This is a genomic window from Arthrobacter ginsengisoli (genome assembly GCF_031456935.1).
In the GTDB taxonomy this organism is placed as follows: Bacteria; Actinomycetota; Actinomycetes; order Actinomycetales; family Micrococcaceae; genus Arthrobacter; species Arthrobacter ginsengisoli.
The window spans coordinates 1-1237 of sequence record NZ_JAVDVQ010000067.1; the positions used below are offsets into that span (position 1 = coordinate 1).

A 1237-nucleotide genomic window follows, 5' to 3' on the forward strand; every position below is an offset into this window, starting at 1 on the left:
GCCACGCGGAAAACGGGCGTGGGCTACTGGTGAAGCCCGGTCATCGCGCCGGGATCCTCGCGACCGGCATCCCGGTGCAGGTCCAGGTCGAGAGCGTTGGCGCCCGCGAGCTGAGCGAGCAGGCTTCCGAGCTGGGCAGACTGCTCGACGGTCAGCGGTGCCAGGAGTTCTGCATCGTGCGCTTCGGCGATCTCGCGAAGTTGCCGGAGCAGTTGCGCGCCCTCGAGGGTCAGACGAAGTTCGTAAATCCTGCGATCGGTGCTGCTGCGCTCCCGTTCCACGAGGCCGCGGGCCTGCAGCGAGTCGATGAGTGAGACCACGCGACTGGGCACAGCCCCCAGCCGGTCCGCAAGGGCTCGCTGGCTCAGCCCAGGGGTCCGTCCTATCAGGCGTAGTACGCCAGCCTCGCTCGGCGTGAGCCCGATTTCCCGGGTGCGGTCTGCGAAGCGGGATGACGCCAGCGCGCCCAGTTGTGAGAGCAGGAAGGCGGCGCGCTTCGGCCGGGGTCCGGCGGGTGAGTCCATGGTTACAGATTACCTGCTTGACAGAACAATTCAGTAGGTGAATCATTCTTATTATGACTCAATTGCAGGAAAGGCTGGATTATGACTGAAGTTTCTCTTCCGCGGGCCGGCCAGACGGTCCGCACGGGCGGACCCAACCCGGGCGTCCTGGCGGCCGTGAGCCTCGGACTCACCGTCGCCGGCCTGGTCATGAGCGCGGCCATGACTAGTGGCCAGACGTTTGTCTCGCCGTTTTCCGCGGCGGCGCAGGTCGCCGCGTACTTTCAAGAGCACCCGGATGCAGTGCGGCTGGCCAGCATGATCCAGTTCGGTTCGGCCGTTCCGCTGGGCATCTATGCGGCCACCGTCTACGCCCGGTTGCTCCGCCTCGGAGTTCGGGTTCCCGGACCAGCAATCGGGTTCTTCGGCGGCATCACCGCAGCGGCGTTCCTTATGCTCTCGGCTCTCGTGGGCTGGGTGCTGAGCCGCCCGGAGATCACCACCGACGTGACGCTCACCCACGCGCTGTCGTTTCTCGCATTCATCGCCGGCGGGGTCGGTTACGTGGTCGGCATGGGGCTCCTTGTCGCGGGGATCGCGGTGCCGGCCCTGATCCTGGGGTTCGTGCCGCGATGGCTTGCCTGGACCGGCCTCGTCATCGCCGCCCTGTCTGAACTGAGCTTCCTCTCGATGGCTATCGAGCCGATCCAATTCCTGCTCCCGATCGGGCGCTT

At 66.0% G+C, this 1237-nt stretch carries 2 protein-coding genes; one reads left to right on the forward strand and one right to left on the reverse strand.

The window, feature by feature from the left end; genetic code table 11:
• Positions 1-23 precede the first annotated feature (23 nt).
• Positions 24-524, reverse strand: a complete 501-nt coding sequence (locus tag J2X01_RS21960) for a MarR family winged helix-turn-helix transcriptional regulator (protein WP_310062685.1) — start codon at positions 522-524, stop codon at positions 24-26.
• A gap of 81 nt (positions 525-605) precedes the next feature.
• Here J2X01_RS21960 and J2X01_RS21965 point away from each other — a divergent pair.
• Positions 606-1237 (forward strand): hypothetical protein (locus tag J2X01_RS21965; RefSeq protein ID WP_310062688.1); only part of this gene is annotated, 632 nt, incomplete at its 3' end.